Origin of the sequence: Sulfitobacter sp. HI0129, from assembly GCF_001635395.1 — a bacterium.
Taxonomy (GTDB): domain Bacteria; phylum Pseudomonadota; class Alphaproteobacteria; order Rhodobacterales; family Rhodobacteraceae; genus Sulfitobacter.
The window spans coordinates 1-1,811 of sequence record NZ_LWGH01000464.1 but is presented as its reverse complement, the minus strand read 5'-3'; the positions used below and the strand labels follow the sequence as shown (position 1 = coordinate 1,811).

General features: G+C 64.2%; 2 protein-coding genes. Both read right to left on the bottom strand.

Annotation, left to right across the window (positions count from 1 at the left end):
• The coding region (locus A3764_RS12670) for a hypothetical protein (RefSeq protein ID WP_201722429.1) at positions 1 to 1,016 on the bottom strand (1,016 nt) is incomplete at its 3' end.
• Entirely contained in the window at positions 1,013 to 1,807 is a 795-nt protein-coding gene (locus A3764_RS12665) for an AAA domain-containing protein (RefSeq protein ID WP_269085023.1), read from the bottom strand. The genes A3764_RS12665 and A3764_RS12670, both read right to left, overlap by 4 nt.
• Positions 1,808 to 1,811 lie beyond the last annotated feature (4 nt).

The window sequence follows — 1,811 nt, the reverse complement described above, 5'->3', positions numbered from 1 at the left end:
GGTTCGAGATGAGTTGCGACGCCAGCGCCAGCCGCCCGCAACCTGGTCTGGAGTTCCGCCATCGCTCGCGTATGCTTGCGCTCTTCGTCGAGAGAAGAGCCGAAGAAGAGGTGGACCCGGACCCCACGCCGAACGGCACGTTCCAGGGCGGCCCAGACACGATCCTGTCCATCCCGGGCTTTCGCGTCGTCCTGCGTGGCGACGAAGGTCGAGAGCACGAAGACATCGCTGCGCGCTGCATCCACAACTTCCTCGAGCCGGTCGAGGTGATCGCGCCCGCCAAACAGGATCTGATCCGGCGCCACATTCGTCTCGATCGGTGAATCGAGACAAGCCGGTCGTGCCGGCTGGCTGGACCGGGCGGCTGGAAGGCGACCGGAGGCGATATGCTCGCGCACCGCCGCGCACAGCGCGTCGCTTGCGCCTTCGGGAAGCGCACCCTCCCGTACCCGGTCGAGATCAAGGTGGATGAACCGCTTCTCAATCGAGGAGAGGTTGGCGCGTACCATGGCGAAGACCTCGCCGGGACGCAGCGACGAACTCAACAGATGGCGCACGCGTTCTTCCATGGACAAGTCAGTCTCGACCTCGTCGGCGTTCGGAAAGTCGACGATCGTCGCACCTTTTGGGATTTTCTTCACAGGCTTGATCACCACCTCGCGACGGCGAAACACCGAGCCACCCAGCTTGTCGAAGACGAGGCTCACCGTCATCTCGCGGCGCTGCGCCCGTTCAGGGAGCGATCGGCCGGCCAGCAGGTGGGCGCGCGCGGCATCGGTCATCGCAAGCGCGGGCTCGGGCGCGATGCGAATTTCGATCAACCCGAACCGCATCAGCCGGCTCACTGCCGCTTCTGACACCTGACGGGGAATACCAAGCTCAGCTGCCACAGAGGCGCTGGTCCCGGGCTTCTCACGCAGGGCAAGAAGCACCTCCTCTTCGACGGGGCTCCAGCCCCATCGACGCTCAATAATGGCCCTGGCTCGATACCAAACCGCTGGGATCAACAGCGTCATTGAACCACCTTCCCGTCCTCACCGCAGGCGATGATCGAGGCCGTGGGATTCGCGTCCGGATCGTCCGGCGCCGCCATCAGGTCGATCCGTCTCAGCAACGCCGCCAAGAATTCGAGGTCATGTCCGGGCCCGCGTCCGGGTTCGGACCATTTGACCGCGTTTTTTAGGAAGCCGGTTGATGTTACGAGCACGAGCTTGTGTTTGGCACGGCTGAGCAAAACGTTCATGCGCCTGCGGTCGCCGAGGATGCCGAGGGCATGCCGGCCCATCTTTTGATTGTTGCGCACGGTGCTCACCACCACCAGGTCGGCTTCGCCACCCTGGAAGCTGTCAATTGTCTGAACGAATACGCCGTCGCCCTTGGGGCTGGCGAAGCCGTTCAGGTGCCTGGTCTCAGGGTCGACGCGCGAGGACACGCGCGCATGGAGGAGGCGGCACTGTGCCGTGTAGGGCGATAGGATCGCGAGCGTGGGAGTGGCGCCATTTGCAGGGCTCAGCCGGTCGAGAGCCTCGAATAGCGCTGCAGCCTCGGCCCGGTTGCAGGGCGAAGTGCCTTCGAATGTCTCGAAAGCCTGCACCCGGGTCCGGCTCAACGGCGGAAGGTCTAATAGGACGACGGGGGCTGACAGCGCACCGCTGGCCGGAGTGATCGGGCAGGGGCGGTCCGCAATGCGATCTACCGTTGTTAACTGCCCACCGTAGAATGTATCGGAAACCAGACCGCAGATCGCGGGGTGCATTCGGCTCTGTTCGGTGAGCATCGAGACCGGCCCACTCCGGGCATGGGCCATTGCC